Annotated in this window: 17 protein-coding genes; 6 read left to right on the top strand and 11 right to left on the bottom strand. The window is 61.3% G+C overall.

Annotated features, from left to right (window positions below):
- Window positions 1–4 precede the first annotated feature (4 nt).
- On the top strand, window positions 5–607 hold the full coding sequence (locus HAD_RS18085) for an Hpt domain-containing protein (protein WP_051596269.1): 603 nt from the start codon (window positions 5–7) through the stop codon (window positions 605–607).
- Between the two features lie 2 nt (window positions 608–609).
- Here the strand turns inward: HAD_RS18085 and HAD_RS12540 are convergent, their stop codons facing one another.
- Both HAD_RS12540 and HAD_RS12535 read right to left on the bottom strand, forming a co-directional pair.
- On the bottom strand, window positions 610–1,443 hold the full coding sequence (locus tag HAD_RS12540) for an alpha/beta fold hydrolase (RefSeq protein ID WP_035572323.1): 834 nt from the start codon (window positions 1,441–1,443) through the stop codon (window positions 610–612).
- 32 nt (window positions 1,444–1,475) lie between these two features.
- Window positions 1,476–3,164 (bottom strand): alpha/beta fold hydrolase, encoded by a 1,689-nt coding sequence (locus HAD_RS12535; protein ID WP_035572320.1) that lies wholly within the window; start codon window positions 3,162–3,164, stop codon window positions 1,476–1,478.
- 158 nt (window positions 3,165–3,322) lie between these two features.
- Here HAD_RS12535 and HAD_RS12530 point away from each other — a divergent pair, with 158 nt between their 5' ends.
- The gene (locus tag HAD_RS12530) at window positions 3,323–3,955 is read left to right on the top strand and encodes a TetR/AcrR family transcriptional regulator (RefSeq protein ID WP_051596268.1); all 633 of its coding nucleotides are present in this window, start codon (window positions 3,323–3,325) and stop codon (window positions 3,953–3,955) included.
- 36 nt (window positions 3,956–3,991) lie between these two features.
- Here HAD_RS12530 and HAD_RS18080 read toward each other — a convergent pair whose 3' ends face one another.
- Window positions 3,992–4,828, bottom strand: coding sequence for a phasin family protein (locus HAD_RS18080; RefSeq protein ID WP_051596267.1), 837 nt, complete (start codon window positions 4,826–4,828; stop codon window positions 3,992–3,994).
- Window positions 4,829–4,967: 139 nt separating this feature from the next.
- Here HAD_RS18080 and HAD_RS12520 point away from each other — a divergent pair, with 139 nt between their 5' ends.
- Entirely contained in the window at window positions 4,968–5,672 is a 705-nt protein-coding gene (locus HAD_RS12520; RefSeq protein ID WP_035572317.1) for a dienelactone hydrolase family protein, read from the top strand.
- On the opposite strand, the gene phoB is transcribed toward HAD_RS12520, so the two are convergent.
- Genes phoB through pstC form a run of 5 tightly spaced genes read right to left on the bottom strand, consistent with a single transcriptional unit; the run spans window position 5,669 to window position 10,835 of the window.
- Window positions 5,669–6,355, bottom strand: coding sequence for a phosphate regulon transcriptional regulator PhoB (gene phoB, locus HAD_RS12515; RefSeq protein WP_035572315.1), 687 nt, complete (start codon window positions 6,353–6,355; stop codon window positions 5,669–5,671). The two genes, HAD_RS12520 and phoB, sit on opposite strands and share 4 nt — an antisense overlap.
- A gap of 31 nt (window positions 6,356–6,386) precedes the next feature.
- On the bottom strand, window positions 6,387–7,064 hold the full coding sequence (gene phoU / locus HAD_RS12510; protein ID WP_035572313.1) for a phosphate signaling complex protein PhoU: 678 nt from the start codon (window positions 7,062–7,064) through the stop codon (window positions 6,387–6,389).
- 6 nt (window positions 7,065–7,070) lie between these two features.
- Window positions 7,071–7,862, bottom strand: a complete 792-nt coding sequence (gene pstB, locus HAD_RS12505; RefSeq protein ID WP_051596329.1) for a phosphate ABC transporter ATP-binding protein PstB — start codon at window positions 7,860–7,862, stop codon at window positions 7,071–7,073.
- A 29-nt stretch (window positions 7,863–7,891) separates the two neighbouring features.
- Window positions 7,892–9,454, bottom strand: coding sequence for a phosphate ABC transporter permease PstA (pstA, locus tag HAD_RS12500; RefSeq protein WP_035572310.1), 1,563 nt, complete (start codon window positions 9,452–9,454; stop codon window positions 7,892–7,894).
- Window positions 9,447–10,835: a phosphate ABC transporter permease subunit PstC gene (gene pstC, locus HAD_RS12495; protein WP_241765365.1), complete on the bottom strand. Its 1,389-nt coding sequence runs from the start codon at window positions 10,833–10,835 to the stop codon at window positions 9,447–9,449. The genes pstA and pstC overlap by 8 nt, the downstream gene beginning before the upstream one ends.
- Window positions 10,836–10,992: 157 nt before the next feature.
- On the opposite strand from pstC, the gene hslV reads away from it, so the two are divergent.
- Window positions 10,993–11,553 carry an ATP-dependent protease subunit HslV gene (gene hslV / locus HAD_RS12490; protein WP_035572308.1) on the top strand — a complete coding sequence of 187 codons (561 nt, stop codon included), beginning with the start codon at window positions 10,993–10,995 and terminating at the stop codon, window positions 11,551–11,553.
- Window positions 11,554–11,570: 17 nt separating this feature from the next.
- Window positions 11,571–12,875, top strand: coding sequence for an ATP-dependent protease ATPase subunit HslU (gene hslU / locus HAD_RS12485; protein ID WP_035572306.1), 1,305 nt, complete (start codon window positions 11,571–11,573; stop codon window positions 12,873–12,875).
- A gap of 8 nt (window positions 12,876–12,883) precedes the next feature.
- On the opposite strand, the gene HAD_RS12480 is transcribed toward hslU, so the two are convergent.
- A complete protein-coding gene (locus HAD_RS12480; RefSeq protein ID WP_035572304.1) occupies window positions 12,884–13,690 on the bottom strand; it encodes an NUDIX hydrolase in 807 nt (268 codons plus the stop codon).
- A gap of 114 nt (window positions 13,691–13,804) precedes the next feature.
- Between HAD_RS12480 and HAD_RS12475 the strand changes: the two genes are divergently transcribed.
- Window positions 13,805–14,479 carry an EAL domain-containing protein gene (locus HAD_RS12475; protein ID WP_035572301.1) on the top strand — a complete coding sequence of 225 codons (675 nt, stop codon included), beginning with the start codon at window positions 13,805–13,807 and terminating at the stop codon, window positions 14,477–14,479.
- Here HAD_RS12475 and spbR read toward each other — a convergent pair.
- Both spbR and tig read right to left on the bottom strand, forming a co-directional pair.
- Window positions 14,476–15,639, bottom strand: coding sequence for a SpbR family protein (gene spbR / locus HAD_RS12470; protein ID WP_035572299.1), 1,164 nt, complete (start codon window positions 15,637–15,639; stop codon window positions 14,476–14,478). The genes HAD_RS12475 and spbR overlap by 4 nt on opposite strands.
- Window positions 15,640–15,802: 163 nt before the next feature.
- On the bottom strand, window positions 15,803–17,140 hold the full coding sequence (gene tig / locus HAD_RS12465) for a trigger factor (protein ID WP_035572828.1): 1,338 nt from the start codon (window positions 17,138–17,140) through the stop codon (window positions 15,803–15,805).
- Window positions 17,141–17,157: the final 17 nt, after the last annotated feature.

Here is a 17,157-nt window from a genome sequence, read left to right as displayed (position 1 = left end):
CCCAATGTTCAAGAATCTGCTGACCGCCCTGCCGACCCGGCGTAAATCATCGAATACCAACACCGCCGAAGTCACCATCGACATCGGCCGCGTGATCAAACCAGCCGCCCCGGTCCAGACGCGCCAAGCCGCAGAGATCCCGATCGAAACGCATGAGCCGGACACCATGGAACCGGACACCATGGGATCGGACAGAGTCGGCACGGAAATTCTGGGCAGCCTTGCCGAAGATGCCGTCGACTCGCTGTCCGGCCAGTTCGAGGCCTGGATGCGCGGTGATCTGGACGCGCTGGTCCGCGCCTGGACCGTCGCCCGCGGCGCAGACGCAACCGCGGAAGACTACCGCGCGGTTTTCACCGCAGCCCACAACATCAAGGGCGCAGCCAATTCATATGGCTACCCCGCGATTGCCCGGCTGTGCGGCTCTCTCAGCCGCCTGCTGACCGAGACCCGCCCCGGCGAGAATGCTGCGCTGATCAATCTTCATGTCGAAGCCTGCCGCGCGGCATTCAATTCCATTGGACAGGGCAGCGACGGGCTTTCCATCGCAGACGCGGTCTGTGAAGCGCTGGAAGAACGCGTGGAGTTGAAAGTCGCGAATGCCTGAGGTCAGGCTGCGACGTCAGCAAGTTCTTCGGGGGCATCCAGAAACTCGCGGATGATTTCCGCCGTTTCGGCTGCGCGGGTCACGAGGAACAGGTGTCCGCCGCCTTCGACGACATGCAGGCGCGACTTCGGCAATCCCATGCGCAGGATGTGCCCGTTCGCAACCGGTACAATCGTGTCTTCGTCGCCCATAATCACCAGTGACGGCATCTTCATGAAGCGGATGAATGGCAGGCTCGACCAACCGATGAAGGCGAGCAACTGGTAGAAATAACCGCGCGGATCCGGCGGCAGCAGGTTGTCGATATGCCGCCCCACTTCCCCGTCCACCGCGTCGCCATACAGCGCACTGAAGCTTTCACGCATGAATTCGGGGTCTGTGTAGCGCCGGGCATCGACCATTTTCGACAAGGATTTCGGACGGCCCGGGATCATGGTCATGCCGGCACTCGTGGCACACAGGATCAGCTTGCCGACGCGGTTGCGGTACTGAAAGGCAAATTGCTGCGCCAGGGCGCCGCCCCACGAAACCCCCATCACATCGACTTCGTCGATATGAAACTGGTCCAGCAGCTTGCGCGCCCAGCGGGCGAGCATCCACGGCCGGTAGGGCCACTGCGTGACCGGGCTTTTGCCGACACCCGGCACATCGAAGGTGATGACATCCCGGTCAGGGAACATGTCTCCAAGCCCCTGGGTCAGCTCCAGGTTGGCCCCGATACCATTGAAAAACAGCAGCGGCAGGTTGCCTTTGGCTTCCCTGGCCGGCCAGAAAGCCGTCCGCAGCTGCAGTCCATCCACGTCCTGCATGGTAATCTGTGGGCGTTGTTCGGGCATGCCTGACACTTCCGCTATCATCCTGCCGGGCCCTATTCGTCGAAGACGTAATGGCCCGGTGCGGGGTAAAGAGGCTGGAAAGCCTCACTCCCGCAAGCCTTTGGTGCAGTTTTCAGTGCACCTGAGCGCTCCTTCAACCATTCGCCCCAGACCGGCCACCAGCTGCCGGCTTCTTCCGTTGCACCGGCGGCCCACTCATCCGCGGTCGGCGCAATACTTGGATTCCGGAACATTTTTGCCTTGGGGTTTCCCGGCGGGTTGAGCAGAGACTGGATGTGGCCGCTGGACGACAGAATGAACTCGACATTCTCCGATCCGAGCAAACCAGCCGTACGGTAACAGGCCTTCCAGGGTGTGATGTGATCCGTAAGTCCGGCAACGACAAAAGCGTCCGCCGTGACTTTTGACATGTCCAGCATATGCCCGGCCACTTCGTATTCGCCCGGATGGTCGAAGGGCTGGTTCAGCCCGAGGTCCAGATAGTCCGAGTGCAACTGCGCCGGAAGATTGGTGGAGTCGTTGTTCCAGTAGAGGACGTCGAACGGCGCCGGGTCCTCACCCATCAGGTAGTTGTTGACCACATAGTTCCAGATCAGGTCGTTCGGCCGCATCCATGCGAACATGCGCGCAAGGTCGTCGCCCTTCAGGATCCCCTTCTTCTTGGAATAGGATCGTGCGATTTCCAGGCTTCCATCAGAAACAATCTGGCCCAGCTCACTATCGTCCTTCTGCGGGTTCAGCACACAGACCATGAATGTGATGGAATTGATCCGGTCGTCTCCCGCCGCTGCGAACAGGCTGGCAAGGGTGGCCGTCGTGATTCCGCCGGAACAGGCTCCGGAGACATTTATTTTTTTGGACTTTGTCACCTGACGGACGACTTCGCTCGCCTGAATCAGACTGTCGATATATTCCTGCATCCCCCAGTCAGCATTTTCACGCTTCGGGTTGCGCCACGACACCACAAATGTCTGCTGTCCCGTGGCGAGCAGGAATTGCACCATCGACGTGACGGGCGACAAATCCATCGCATAATATTTGTTGATCTGTGGCGGGATGATCAGGATCGGCGTGCGATGCACTTTCTCCGTCGTCGGGGCGTACTGGATCAGCTCCAGCATCTCGTTCTTCCAGATCACCTGCCCTTCGGACACGGCGAGATTCTCGCCCACCTTGAAAGGCCGTTTGTCGACCTGGCTTGGCATGCCGCCATTTTTGGTCAGGTCCGTGTAGGCATTCTTCAATCCCTTGAGGAGCGACAACCCACCCGAGTCGACGACACGCTTGGTGGCGGCCGGATTACCAATAAGAGAATTGGTCGGGGCCAGAGCATCCGTGATCATGCCCATGACGAACTTGGCCCGCGCATGCTCCAGTTCGGTCATCTTCAGGTCGGACACCCAGTCGTTCAGGTGTTCCTGCGTTGCCAGATAGGCCTGCATGCCGCGCCGGTAGAAAGGGTTATGTTCCCATGCCGGATCACGGAACCGGCGATCTTTCGGATCGGCCTTCCGTTTGGACTTGCCGAGCAGGATGCTGGCATTTTCCTTGGCGATCTTTGAGGCGGATTTTGCGGTTGTGACCGGGTTCGTCATGGTCGAACGCAGCATCATCGCCACAGCGCCCAGCAATTCCTCACGATTGATCCCGCCCATAAGCGGGTTGATGGCCAGCGTGGTTTCGGCCGCACTTTTGGCGATTTCATCCTTCGGCGTCGTCATTCGTCCCTCCCCGAGACTGCCAGAGAGCATGTACTTAACGCCCGCCAGCTCTTGTTTATCTTTATGTCTCTTTCATTCGAGGAAAGAGTTACTTGTAAACTTTGAAAGAAAATTCGTTTCATAGTCAGAATTGCGTGTCAAACTCCGCCTTCAAGCCAATGAAGACACGTGATCGCATCCTCCATGTCAGCTTGCTTCTCTTCAATGATGAAGGCGAAGCGCAGCAGACGGCTGTCGACATCTCCAATGCTCTGGGCATCAGCCCCGGCAACCTCTATTACCATTTCAAGGGCAAGGACGCGATCATCCGGGCCCTGTTCGACGCCTTCGAGGAAGAGATGCGGGTCATCCTGCGCGGTTCACGCGGACAGGTCACCTCCATCGAAGACAATTGGGTTTATCTCTACATCATCCTCGAAGAGATCTACGATTTCCGCTTCTTCTACCGGAACCTCGGCGTATTGCTTGACCGCTATCCGGACCTCGCCAGCCGTTTTCGCTCCCTTGTCGCTGAACAGCGCACGACGATCCACAACGTCCTGGCTGATCTCGGCAAAGCCGACGTCCTGACGATAGATCCCCGCCTGAGTGAGGCGCTGACCGACCAGATCATGATGTCGCTGACATTCTGGCTGGAAGCCGACGCAATGAACCGGAGCAATCTTGAAGGCGCCGCCCTGATCCACAAGACCGTGTTCCAGGTCATGTGCCTGATCGTTCCGTACATGGGCGAGAACGGGTTCGACGCTCTCTCCCGGATGATCTCGCACTACGAAGCCAACAGGACATAGCGGCGGGCCGCCCTTACAGCGGCCCGCCTGCCCTGATTACTTTGCGAGGGCCTTGGCCTGCTTGACCCAGCCATCCCGGACAACGCGGCCACGGGCACCGATCTTCGCGTCGAGCGCTTCAGCATCGGCCTTTTTCAGCGCGGCCAGTTGGGCAAAGCTGTAGATGCCGGCATCGTTCAGCTTTTTCACCATGGCCGGGCCAACCCCTGTGATCTGCGAGAGATCATCGGAGGCTTCCGGCGCAGCCATTGCGGCCTTCATGGCCTTGGAGGTCTTGCCAGCAGCCTTCTTGGCCGTCTTGGCGATATCCGCACCGGTTTCACCAGCGACGGCTTCGATCTCGGCCGAAAGGCGTGCAATGCGGGCCTTGAGGTCCACTTTGCTCAGCCGGTCCTTTGATTTGGCGACCGTCTCGGCAACTTCGTCCTCGAGCTTGTCGATCTTGGTTGCCAGTTTCGAGGTCTGCTCGCTCACCTGTTTCACGCCCAGCAGATCACGCATGCGTTCCATACGGGCTTCGAACCGGTCATAGGCCTCAGCCTGAAACTGACGGGCGGCCGCATTGGCCTTGGCGACCGTTTTGGTTGCCTTGGTCACGCGCTCGTCTTCCGAGAAGCGGGTCTTCACGTCGGTTTCAATCTTTTCGCCGCGCTTCACCAGTTCATCGAACAATTCAGTCGACTGCTTGTTGAAGGTGTTGGCATTCGCAAGCGCCTTGTCATAGGCCTTGCCATAGGCACCAACGCCAGCGAGCCAGATCTTGTGAGCCATCTCGGCCGATTGGGCTTCGATGGCCTTGCCGACCTGCTCCGCCTTGACGCGGGTGTCAGACTTTTTGGCCTTCTTGGCTTTCGTTTTTTTATCTTTAGCCATGGGAATTACTCCTAACGGGTTTGTCCATGACGCCAGAGATAAGGAAAAAGTCTAGAATCCGCATACTAATCGCCATTGCCCTTGATTGGCGTGGCGCAGCCTCTCTATGAATGCCCCATCAGAAAGAGAGGATTTCAACATGACCGCAGTCGACTACACCGTGGATGGCCAGACCTATGAGGGCTATTTCCTTGCCCCGGAAGGCAAGACCAACCTGCCTGTCGTGGCCATCGCACATGCCTGGGCGGGCCTTGGCGAGAACGAAATCCAGAAAGCAGGCCGTGTCGCCAATGAACTTGGCTATGCCGCATTCGCCATGGACGTTTATGGAAAAGGCAAGCGTGGCACCACCGTCGAAGAAAACCAGGCCCTGATGAACCCGCTGGTCGGCGACCGGGCGGAACTCCAGAAGCGCCTCGCCGGCGGCCTTGCCGCTGCAAAGGCCCAGCCGGGCGTCGATGCCTCTAAGACAGCCGCCATCGGCTTCTGCTTCGGCGGCCTCTGCGTGCTGGACATGGCCCGCGCTGGCATGGACCTGCTCGGCGTCGCCTCGTTCCACGGCCTGTTCAACCCGGCCGACAACATTCCGTCTCCGAAGATCAGCGCAAAAGTGCTGATCGAACACGGCTGGCTGGACCCGATGGCCCCGCCGGCCGATGTCCTGGCGATCGCCAAGGAAATGGGCGCTGCAGGTGCCGACTGGCAAATGCATGCCCACGGCCAGTCCTACCACGCCTTCACGACTCTCGGCGCGAACGACATGAACATGGGCACGGTCTATAACGCCGATGCCGACCGGCGCAGTTTCGCCAGCCTCAAGCTGTTCCTGGAAGAACTCTTCTAGTCAGCCCGCAGCGCGTAGCCGGCAGAACGGACGGTGCGAATTGGATCGTCACCCCCGGTCTGCCGGAGCGCCTTGCGCAGGCGCCCCACATGCACGTCCACCGTGCGCAGCTCGACATAGACGTCAGAGCCCCACACCGTGTCGAGCAACTGCTCACGCGAGAAAACCCGTCCCGGATGCTGCATGAAGTAATCGAGCAGGCGGAATTCCGTCGGCCCCAGATGAATATCGTTGCCGTTACGGGTCACCCGGTGCTCCACACGGTCGATCTCGATATCTCCGACAATCACCTTGTCGTCCCGCAGCCCCGGACGGATGCGGCGCAGAACGGCCCGCACCCGCGCCATCAGCTCCGTCGTGGAAAACGGTTTGGTGACATAATCGTCCGCACCCGTATCAAGCCCGCGGATCCGGTCGCTCTCTTCCCCGCGCGCCGTCAGCATGATGATCGGAAGGTTCGGATTGACCCCGCCACTGCGCACCCGGCGGCAGACTTCAATGCCGCTGACTTTCGGCAGCATCCAGTCAAGCAGCAGCAGGTCCGGCGCCCGCTCCTCCATCATCAGCAAGGCTTCCTCGCCATCATTGGCAATCGCGACCTCATAATCCTGGCGCTTCAGATTGTATTGAAGAAGCTCCGAGACGGCACTCTCGTCTTCTGCGATCAGCACATAAGGTTTCATGTCATACTCCTGGCAAACACCGTTCGGGTGCTCAAAGTTTCGGCCGGTCCTGCTGCACCAGGTTTTCGCCCGTGATCTGAAAGAAGACAAATTCAGCGATATTGGTGCAGTGATCGCCGATCCGCTCAAGATTCTTCGCCATGAACAGCATATGCGCCCCACCACTGATCGAACGCGGGTCTTCGATCATGTAGGTCAGCATTTCGCGGAACAAGGCGTTATAGTGCTGGTCGATTTCATCGTCGGTTTCCCAGACAGCTTTTGCTTCTGCCGCATTACCCGATGCATAGGCATTGAGCACGTTGTGCAATTGTCGCGATACCGGCCCGGCCATGCGGGCGACCCCACTCCGCATCGCCGGAAGGACGGCGGCATCGAGATTCAGCGCGCGCTTTCCGATATTCTTGGACAGGTCGCCGATCCGCTCCAGTTCGCCCGACACTTTCAGGGCGGCAAAGACGGACCGCAAATCGTGCGCCATGGGCTGGCGCCGTGCGATAAGGCTGACGATCTGGCGCTCGACTTCAGCCTCCATCCGGTCAACCTGCGGATCGCGGTCGATCACCTGGGTGGCCAGTTCGAGGTCGTCATGAAGAACGGCGCGGCAGGAATCGCCGATCATCTCCTCAACGATACCGCCCATACGCAGAATGTCTGCAGACAGACGTTCCAGTTCTTCGGTGAAGGCTGATACAATATGGTCTGACATGGCGTCTTATCCGAAGCGTCCCGTGATATAGTCTTCCGTGCGGCGGTCACGGGGACTTGTGAAAATCTGGTCTGTGTCGCCCACTTCAACCAGGGCACCAAGGTGGAAGAATGCGGTCCGTTGGGACACGCGCGCCGCCTGTTGCATGGAATGGGTCACGATGATGATGCAGTAGCGCTTGCGCAGCTCGTCAATCAGCTCCTCGATCCGCGCCGTGGCAATCGGATCAAGCGCGGAACACGGCTCGTCCATCAGGATCACTTCCGGACGCACGGCAATCGCACGGGCGATGCACAGCCTTTGCTGCTGGCCGCCGGACAGGCTGGTGCCGGCAAGGTTGAGACGGTCTTTCACTTCTTCCCAAAGGCCGGCGCGGCGAAGGCTTTTCTCCACGATCTCGTCCATGTCCTCCCGCCCCTGGGCCAGCCCGTGAATGCGGGGGCCATAGGCAATGTTTTCATAGATCGACTTCGGGAACGGGTTCGGCTTCTGGAACACCATGCCGACACGCGACCGCAAAAGGACGGGGTCGATGGACGGGGAGTTAATGTCCTTCCCTTCCATCATGATTTCACCTTCGACACGGCAGCCTTCAATCGTGTCGTTCATCCGGTTCAGGCAACGCAGGAAGGTCGATTTCCCGCACCCCGACGGCCCGATCAGCGAAGTGACAGAGCGGTCGGCAATCTGAAGCGAGACGTCGTAGATCGCCTGCTTGTCTCCGTAGAAGACATTGATGTTGCGGCAAGACATGCGCACGGACGCCTCAGGCGCGTCCGGCAGGACACCCTTCGGCATCGTCGCATCTTCTCCGAGTGTACCGTCCATCACCATCTCCGCTCGAATTTCCGGCGCAGGAACACAACCACGCCGTTCATCGCTATCAGGAAGGCGAGCAGGATCAAAATGACCGCGCCCGTCATGGGTTCCCACGCCCGTTCGGCCTGAGTGGCCCAGGAATAGATCAACACCGGCAGCGCCGTCGCTTCATCTGTCGGGCCACGCGGGACTTCCGCCACAAATGCGACCATCCCGATCAGAAGCAAGGGCGCCGTTTCACCCAGTGCACGCGCCATGCCGAGAATGGCCCCCGTCAGCATGCCCGGCGCAGCCAATGGCATGACATGATGGAAAACCGTCTGCATGCGGGAGGCCCCGATGGCGAAGGCCGCATCCCGGATCGACTGCGGCACCGCTGTCAGCGCGGCGCGCGACGCGATGATCACCACAGGCAGGATCAGCAATGCCAGTACCAGCCCGCCGACCACGGGCGCAGACCGAGGCAGTCCGAATGCCCCGAGGAATACGGCGGCCCCCAGCAGACCGAACACGATCGACGGCACGGCGGCCAGATTGTTGATATTCACTTCGATCAGGCCGGTGACCCGGTTCCGCGGGGCAAATTCTTCCAGGTAGATGGAGGCCAGGATCCCGACCGGAATGGCCAGCGACGCGGTGACCAGCAAGGTCAGCAGCGAACCGACAATCGCGGCCAGCGTTCCGGCCAGTTCCGGCTGGGTGCTGTCGGTATGGGTCAGCAGGCTCCAGTGCGGCACACGTGACACCCGCCCCTCAGCTTTCAGGGCCAGTAGCCATGCAATCTGGCGGTCGCTCACCGTCCGTTCGGTTTCGGGCGATGGAATCAGCCGCGCGCGCACAGGATTGGTTTGGAAGTCCTGCAGGCTGCCCGTCAGGAGCCTGCCGGTTGCCGAGGACTGGCCAAGTGCGGACAGCTTGATCGTCGACCGGCCTGCCGTCATGAGGATGGATCCCGTATCGGGGGCGCCGGAGGCCTCGATCCCTTCGAGGGACACCGCCGCGATCAGGCGGTTGAACGCGTCCTCGGCTTTGACGGTCACGACACCGTCCGCTGCCTTCGCCTCGACGCGGCCGATGGGAACCGTCAGGTGCCGGGCGTTGGCGCCCTTCAGGTAAAGGTCCAGATCGTCCGACAGGGGCAGTTCAACGCGGCGCACCGTCCCGACTTCGCCCGGCTTTCGCGCCAGTTCCCGCGCGACTGGCAGGACGGCAAGCCGGGTGATCAGGGCCGTCAATTCATGCCTCAGCGGCCGGCTGCCAGCGGTTTCGGGGAACTGGGCCAGCAGGTCCGCCCGCACAAGGCCATAGACCTTGTCGACCTGTGGCGGGTCACCTGGCTTCGCCTCGCCGAACGTTTGCTCGTCGAAATCGAGGTCGAACGACACGACGTGATAGGTCGCCGCCGAGACCGCCTGTGTCGCGATCGACGCCAACAGCAGAGTCAGCGCCGCAAGCGCAAAGCCGATTGCCATGCGGCCATACCATTTGAACCGGCGGTCAGCCGCGCGCCGGCGGCGAAGCCGTTTCAACGCCCGTTCATTGGCGAATGGGGAGGCGGCCGGATCACTCATATTTTTCCCTGAACCGCTTCACGACGTTGATGGCGACGAGATTGAACAAAAGCGTGATGATGAAGAGAACAAGGCCAAGCGCAAAGGCGGAGAGCGTCTTCGGGCTGTCGAACTCGGATTCGCCGGTCAGCAATGAAACGATCTGGACCGTAATGGTCGTAAGATCCGAGGTCGGATCGGGAGAGATCTGCGCGCGCTGGCCCGCCGCCATGACGACGATCATCGTCTCTCCGATCGCGCGAGACACAGCCAGCAGCAACGCCGCGATGATGCCGGGCAACGCCGCCGGCACCACAACCTGCCGGACCGCTTCCGCCTTGGTGGCGCCCATCGCATAGGCCCCGTCCCTGAGGGACTGCGGCACCGCGCGGATCACATCGTCGGAGAGCGAGGACACAAACGGGATCACCATGATCCCCATGACGATCCCGGCGGCCAGGGCGCTGGTCGGCTGGGCCGCCAGCACAGCGCCATCCGCAATGCCCCAGGCGATCAGCAACTGGTTGATCCAGAGCGCAATGGACCGCACGGCCGGCGCGATCACCAGAAGCGCGAAGAAGCCGTAAACAACCGTCGGGATCCCCGCCAGCACTTCGAGCACCGGCTTGATGATCGACCGCACCTGCCGGCTGGCATATTCCGACAGGTAAATCGCCGCGAACAGGCCGACCGGCGCAGCCACGACCATCGCGAAGAAGGAAATCATGAACGTGCCGAAGAACAGGGGCAGCGCTCCGAACTCGGCGCTGGTCTGGGCGTTCCAGCGTGTCCCAAGCAGGAAATCCCAGACCGGGACTTCCGCAAAGAAGCGCAGGCTTTCGAAAACGAGCGAGGCAACGATGCCCACCGTTGTCGCGATGGCGAGCGCCGCGCACAGGAACAGGAACCACTCAATGCCGCTTTCGACATGCTGGCGCGCCCGGAACGCCGGCGACAGGCACCGCCGCGCGAAGAACATGCCCGCCAGCGACAGGCCCATGGCGATGGCCAGCGTGACAATGTTCACCGTCCCGCGGATCTCGCCATACCGCTCGGTCACTGTGTCGAACACCCGCTCGCCGCTCAGGAAGTCCGGCATACGGGCCGCGCGCGCCACCGTGTCGAGATAGGTGGTCAGTTCTCCGGGTGTGAGGATGGAAAAGCCGTCCGGCAGCTCACTTCGCAGAATCGCCCGCGACGTGCCCTCGCTGAAGAAGACATAGCCGAGCGCAACCAGCACAACCGGCACCAGGCTCCACATCAGGACGAAGTATCCATGGGCGTTCGGGCGGGAGTTGGGATGGATGTCACCGGAGAACGAAAACTGCTCCGCGCGCAGGCGTCCCGCAATGAATCCAAAGGATGCGAGCGCCACTGCCGCCGCGAGGAGCAGGAAATCCATTGGAAGGTGGCCTAGTTGCGAGAGCATCCAGTCCTCGTTCAACTGTCAGCTGTGCTCCCCTTACTGGAGTGCCGCGACACTTATGTGACAAAACGTGCCGACATTGCGGCCCAGCCGACTCCTTGCACCGGAAGGCCTGAGCGTCCACATCTGCCGCATGACTGGCACATCTGATCCCGCTTCACCCGGCTGGCATGGCACGACCATTCTGGCCGTTCGCAAGAACAACAAACTCGTCATGCTGTCCGATGGTCAGGTGTCCATGGGACAGACCGTCATGAAAGGCAACGCCCGCAAGGTGCGCCGCCTGGGTGACGGCAAGATCCTGGCAGGGTTTGCCGGGGCGACGGCGGACGCCTTCACCCTGTTCGAACGGCTGGAATCCAAGCTGGAGCGGCACAATGGCCAACTCTCCCGCGCCGCCGTGGAACTCGCCAAGGACTGGCGCACAGAGAAATACCTCCAGAAACTTGAAGCCCTGCTGATCGTCGCAGACAAGGAGGTCACGCTCGTGCTGACCGGGTCCGGCGACGTGCTGGAACCTGAATACAACGTCGTCGCCGTCGGCTCCGGTGGCAATTATGCCCTCTCCGCTGCACGCGCCCTGATCGACTATGAAGACGACGCCGAAACGATTGGCCGCAAGGCCATGCAGATTGCTGCCGACATCTGCGTCTACACCAATGGCAATTTCACGGTCGAAACACTCGACATCTGACCGGACCCGGACACCACATGACAGAACTTACCCCCCGCGAAATCGTCGCTGAACTCGATCGCCACATTGTTGGCCAGACCGGCGCCAAGCGCGCCGTCGCCATTGCCCTGCGCAACCGCTGGCGCCGCAAGCAGGCCCCGGAAAACCTGCAAGGCGAGATTACCCCCAAGAATATCCTGATGATCGGGCCGACCGGCGTCGGCAAGACGGAAGTCTCCCGCCGCCTCGCCCGTCTGGCAAATGCCCCCTTCCTGAAGGTCGAGGCCACCAAGTTCACAGAGGTGGGCTATGTCGGCCGCGATGTGGAACAGATTATTCGCGATCTGGTCGAGAGCGCCGTCGGCATGATCCGGGAGCAAAAACGCGTCGGGGTTCAGCAATCGGCAACGGACGCCGCTGAGGAACGCCTGCTGGACGCACTCGTCGGCGAGGATGCACAATCCTCCACCCGCGAAGTCTTCCGCCGCAAACTGCGTGAAGGCGAACTGGACGACAAGGAAGTCGACATCGACATGCCGGAAACCGGCGGCCCGATGCAGATGTTCGACCTGCCGGGACAAGGCGGCTCCATGGGCATGATCAATCTGTCCGACATGCTCGGTAAGGCCATGGGCGGCCGCACCAAGCGCGTCCGCACCACGGTGAAGGAAGCCTACAAGCCCCTGCTGGACGAAGAAGCCGACAAGATGCTGGACGAGGAAAGCATCACCCGCGAAGCCATCCATGCCGTCGAGCAGGACGGCATTGTCTTCCTCGATGAGATCGACAAGATCGCCGCCAAGTCAGAGCGTGGCGGCGCCGATGTCAGCCGTGAAGGTGTCCAGCGCGACCTGCTGCCCCTCATTGAAGGCACCACCGTGTCTACAAAGCGCGGCGCCGTAAAGACAGACCACATCCTCTTCATTGCGTCTGGCGCCTTCCATGTCTCCAAGCCGTCAGACCTGTTGCCGGAACTCCAGGGCCGCCTGCCCATCCGCGTGGAACTGGACGCCCTGACCCGGGACGACCTGCGGCGCATCCTGGTCGAACCCGAGGCGAGCCTGATCCGCCAGTATGAAGCCCTGATGACCGCAGAAGGTGTGACGCTGATCTTTGAAGACGCCGCGATCGACACGCTGGCAGACCTGGCCGAGGCCGTGAACAACAGCGTCGAGAATATCGGCGCGCGCCGCCTGCAGACCGTTCTGGAACGCCTGCTCGACGAGATCAGCTTCGAAGCACCGGACAGAAAAGGTGAAACCATCACCATCACGGCCGACTATGTGAACGAGCGCGTCAGCGGCCTCGCCGCCGATGCCGACCTCTCCAAATTCATCCTGTAACGGACAAGTCAGACCTTGACGTTGGACAACAGCTCCACCGTCTGGCCGTAGCCTTCGACATCGGGAATGAACAGGCACGGGTTGCCGTCATCATCCTTTCCGGGCTTGGGCAGGACCGTTGGCACATCCATGGCACCGAAACGCGCGAGGGCATCGGAGACGGATGTCGCTAACGTCATCCGTTTCAGGTTCATCCGTGTCGGGAAGATAATCGTCGCCCGGCCATCGGCTTCCTGCGCCAGCGCCTCTTCGGCTGACAGCCAAACCGCGTCCGTTGTCTCGCGGCCATCATGCGCGGCGATCTGGTTTTCAGGCGCGGGCGCGATGTAGAAATGCGTGTCGAAGCGCTTCGGCATCATGATCGGCGTGATCCAGTGACCGAAATGGACAAGGCTATCCAGCGCAAGCACGAGCTCATGCTCCCGGATCAGTTCCAGGAAGCTCATTTCCGCCCGGTCCACGGCGTGGCGGTGCGGTGCCAGCTTGTCGGCGATGTCGGCGCCCACCAGCGGCGCACCCGGGCCGCGCGCTGAGGCGTGGCGCGCCAGCAACAGGCCGCTTTCCTCGTAAGCCTCCCGTACAGCCGCAATCCGCGCATCCTGCTGCACCGGACCATAGTCGCCGTCGGTATAGGCGTCCCATTCGGTCCGTGAATCGTCCGCGCTGGCCTTGCCGCCCGGAAACACCAGCGCACCGGCTGCGAAATCAATCTCGTAATGACGTTTGACCATCAGGACTTCCGGCGGCCCGGATGGCGCGTCTCGTACCATCAGAATGGTTGCAGAAAGCCTCGGTTCAGCGGGCGTCTTGTCCATGGTGGTTCCCCCTATCGGGCAAATTTTATCGAAATGTGCCTCTGTTCTTACGCGTGATCTTCAACCTCAACCCTTAGGGAAGGCAAGACCAACACAGCACACGAGCGGGACACTATGAAACAGACCTGGGCCACAACTTCCGTCCAAACACTCCCAACACCGGCCGTTCGGTTCGAGCCGGTCCTGGACCTTGCGACGGGCGACGCCCTCGGCATGGCGGCGGAATTGCCCTTCTGTTTCGAGGACGGCCCGTCCTTTGGCCCGGCCGCCGCCCGCCGCAGCGAATCAAATTCCGCCAAATGGGTGGCTGACCGGATCGGCGAGATTTCCAGCGTCGCGCACGAATTCCGCCACGATCACCGCCCCATTATCGTCCCGTCCCCCGTTGCCGCGCTGGCCAACCCGGACACGGCCCTCGCCTGCGATGCCCGGGTGCGCCGCAGCGTGTTCTGCCAGCAGGAATTCTGCATTGAGTTCACGGACACGGCCTTTGCCGGTGACCCGGCCGACTGCACCAGCCGCGTGGCCCATTTCCGCCGTCACGGCTTCCGTGTGTCTGTCGACATGCGCAAATCCTGGCAGACCCCGCTGGCCGAAGGCATGCGCCTGCTGATCGACACGCTGCGCGTCGATGCCCGCAACCTCGATTGCGACCTGCTCATGGAAACATGTGAGACCGCAGCCGGCGCCGGTATTCTGGTGATCGCGGAAAACGCCAACTGGCGTGACGCCGACGAGCTTGGCCGCCTCGGCATCTCGGCCGGTACGCGTCTGCGCACAGACGCTTAAGCGGCGTCCGTATCGGCCTCGCCGGCTTCCTCTGCGGCGGCCATCTCCGAATAGTAATCCAGCTTTTCGAGCAGGTATTCGAGGTCGTCCTTCGGGATCGCCTGGAACTGCGTCAGCACGCGTTCGATCATGCGCGCACGGAACCGCGCCCGGTCATTGGGGCCGCCATCATAGGCGGTCTCATGGAACACGTTCACCGCCGCCTTGAACGCCGGCAGCATCTTGCGCGGCATGCCTGCCCGGTCGAACACGGCCTGCAGGCCCAGCGGCCCTGCATCGTGGATCATCAGCCAGACACGCTGGTGCGCCACACCGGACAGCTCCGCCAGCGCGTGCTCGACAAACGGCATCTGGCCGCAGCAGAGCGCCCGCATGATCAGCGAATGGCTGAGACGGCCGTTGAGGTTCAGCTGCGAGACAAACCGCACGAGGTCGTTTGACCGCCCGGCCTGCTCGACCAGATCAATCGTCGCCCGCTCGCGCGCCCCGGCAGCCAGGTCGATGGCCATCTGCGCCGGCAGCTCGTGACGGTTCACCAGCATGTCGAACAGCTGGCCGGACACCAGCGAAACCATCTTTTCTGCGATATGCGTCGGGATGAATTCCCGCCGGATCAGGCCCTTCTGGACGATCTCGTCGCTGCCGAAGCGGCGCAGCGTGTCGTCATAGGCGCGATCCGTGAACTCGGCATGGGTGTTCGATGAGAGCGCCCGGACGGCCTCGACCTGCCCGTGCTCTGAAATCACTTCCGTCAGCGTGACAGAGATATTGTCCCGCGCCGCAATCGCTGCCTGCTTGGCGGCCGTCACGGACAGGACCAGCTCAATCAGGTCTTCTTCTGTGAAGACGGGCGAATCCTGCAGCACCGGAATGGCAACGGCCTCGATGTCCTGCGCCAGTTTCAGCGCGATCTCGCGCGGCAGGATCGGCGAATTGCGCAGCGTGACAGACAAGGTGCGCCGCACCAGGTCTGCCGCATCATCCGCCAGGATCGCCATGATCTCTTCGGCGTATTTACGCTCATCTTCGCTCAGCACATCCAGTGCGATGCGCCGGCACAGCCGGTGCGCCACCGAAGCGCGCTGCTCCGGCGTATCGCCCTTCATCAGACGATGGATGTCCTGCTCTGTCAGTTGCGGCCGGATGGCTTGTACGCTCATAGGAACCGAAACCCCTCATTAACGATTCGAGGCACCTTCGCCTGCCCCGGTTAATAGGCGGTTTACCAAGCCGGTCCCACCGCTCCGCAACAGTTCTCCAGACAGCAAAACGCCGGGCTTTGGGGCCCGGCGTCGTTAAATTTCTGTGAGGTGGGACGAAGCCTTAGTCTTCGTCTTCCTTGAACAGCTCTTCGCGGGACACAGGCGTGTCGGTCACGTCGGCTTTCCCGAGGATGTAGTCGACGACCTTGTCCTCATAGATCGGGGCGCGAAGCTGGGCCATGGCGTTCGGGTTCTTCTGGAAGAACTCGATGACTTCACGTTCCTGCCCCGGATACTGGCGGGCTTCCTGGATCAGGGCCTGCTGAACTTCCTGCTCGGTGATCTGCACATTGTTCACACGGCCGATCTCGGCGAGGACGAGGCCAAGGCGCACACGGCGCTCGGCAATCTCGCGATATTCCTTCTTCAGGTCGTCTTCAGACTTTTCCTTGTCTTCGTCATCGACCCGGCCGGCATCCATTTCACGCTGCAGCTGGTCCCAGATCTGGCCGAATTCGGCTTCGACCATGTTGGGCGGCAGGTCGAAGCTGTGCGCTTCGTCCAGACGGTCCAGCAGGTCGCGCTTGGCTTTGCTGCGCGATGCCTGATCCAGTTCGCCTTTCAGCTGGTCCTTGATCAGGCCTGTCAGCTGCTCCAGCGATTCGAGGCCGAGGCCCTTGGCGAACTCGTCGTCGATTTCGGCTTCCTTCGGCGCACGCACTTCATGCACCTTGGTTTCGAAAACGGCGGCTTTACCTGCGAGGTCCGGCGACGGGTAGTCTTCCGGGAAGCTCACTTCCAGGTTCTTTTCCTCGTCTGCCTTCACACCGACGAGCTGTTCTTCGAAGCCCGGAATGAAACGGCCGGAGCCGATCACGATGGTCTGCTGCTCGGCGGTGCCGCCATCAAACGGCTCGCCATCGATCTTGCCGACAAAGTCCACCACGACGGCGTCGCCGTCTTTTGCCTTGGCGGTCTTGGCGCGCGGTTCATACTGCTTGTTCTGTTCGGCGAGGTTTTTCAGCGCCTCGTCGACCTGCTCGTCTGCCACTTCGGTAACCGGGCGGGTGACTTTCAGCGTCTTCACGTCCACCGGCTCGAATTCCGGCATCACGTCGACATGCATGTGATAGGAGAGGTCAGCCTCGCCCTTCACCACGTCTTCAATCTCGCCTTCCAGGTGCACATCCGGCTGGCCGGCCGGGCGCAGCTCTGCGTCCGCGATGGCTTGCTGGTTGGTCTCATTGACGGTCTTGTCGATGATCTCGCCCATCAGGTCGCGGCCGAACATCTTGCGCACGTGCGACGCAGGCACCTTGCCGGGGCGGAAGCCCTTCAGGTTCATGGTCGGGCGGATTTCCTCAATCCGGGCGTCGAGCTTGGACTGCAGTTCGCTTGCAGATACCTTGACGGCAAAGGTGCGGCTGAGACCTTCTGCCTTCGTCTGGGTCACTTCCATCGGTTCATTCATCCGTT

This window comes from Hyphomonas adhaerens MHS-3, assembly GCF_000685235.1.
In the GTDB taxonomy this organism is placed as follows: Bacteria; Pseudomonadota; Alphaproteobacteria; order Caulobacterales; family Hyphomonadaceae; genus Hyphomonas; species Hyphomonas adhaerens.
Note: the sequence above shows the minus strand (reverse complement) of the source record. Positions and strands in the feature narration are given on the sequence as shown.